Source organism: Salicola sp. AFF1 (assembly GCF_056783195.1).
Window position 1 is genome coordinate 1 of record NZ_JBXAYL010000102.1, and the last position, 1,083, is coordinate 1,083.

Annotated in this window: 1 protein-coding gene; it reads right to left on the reverse strand. The window is 57.3% G+C overall.

Going from position 1 to position 1,083, the window contains the following annotated elements; genetic code table 11:
- Positions 1–188: 188 nt before the first annotated feature.
- Entirely contained in the window at positions 189–935 is a 747-nt protein-coding gene (locus AC1RQI_RS16890) for a hypothetical protein (protein WP_481905777.1), read from the reverse strand.
- Positions 936–1,083 lie beyond the last annotated feature (148 nt).

The window sequence follows — 1,083 nt, forward strand, 5'->3', positions numbered from 1 at the left end:
GATCTTGGCGGAGATCAACCAACAGGATATGCCACCTCTTCAGCCTGCTTCCATACACCAGAAATCACCATAACTCCGAGCAGATTCTGAAAAACCAAGCGTGAATCATGTTCTAGTGCGGGTCTATTCGACCCGCCACGTTTCCCTTACCGTCTAAATCTTCCTATACACTTCATCTCACACATTCCCTACTCCGCAGCCATATCCCCAGCTTCCCCGGATTCATCTTCCTCACCTTTCTCAACCGGATCCCGCCGATTAATCTTAGGCGGCGGCGCCACCCAGGCCCGGAGCCTCTGCCCTACCTGCTCATAGAATCGCGGCACCGCTGCTTCCAGTTCATCAATGAACACCTTGTTCCCCGCGAAGCGTCCGGCCAGGTCGACCATGTAGAAGGCTTCAAACTTCGAGGGCACGACGTTGGTGGTGTCGGAATCCAGGGCGTTGGCGTCGTTCATCAGTGTTTCCAGTGGCACCTGGGTTTCCTCGGCGTTGCCGGTGCGGAAGGCTTTCACGAACATGTCGTTGGTTTCGGCCTTGGTGAGCTGTCGTGTCAGCCAGTTGACCCGGGCCGATGTGCGTTTCTTGTCCTTGGGCGCGCCAAGCTTCATGGAGCAGGAGATGGTTCGCTTGGTGAGGTTGGCGACCACCTCGATGTCCGTGGCGGCGTGGGGCACGTCCAGAACGCAGCGAAGGACCTGTTCGTTCACCAGAATCTCGCAGTCGTCCTTGAGCCGTGCCTGCGGGTCGGTGCGGTGTGCGCGTGAGAGCTTGAGGCCGACGTTCTGGCCCAGCTTGCGGCTCATGATCAGGCAGAGGTCGCGCTGTTCCAGTAGCAGGGTCGCCTGGGTGAGCGCGTACATCCAGGACCAGTGATAGAGCTCGACGTTCTTGAGGTATTTCTTGGGGAGCTTGGTCTTCTGGAACTCATGCACACCCCGGAACGCGGCCAGAAGGATGGAGGCGGCACGTTGCTCCTTGTTGGAGTCGGCGGTGACGGGGATGAGGCCAATGCCATCAACTTAAGAAATTTTCCCCAAAATATCATATAATTAGGGCTCACCAACCGGAACGGGAGACACG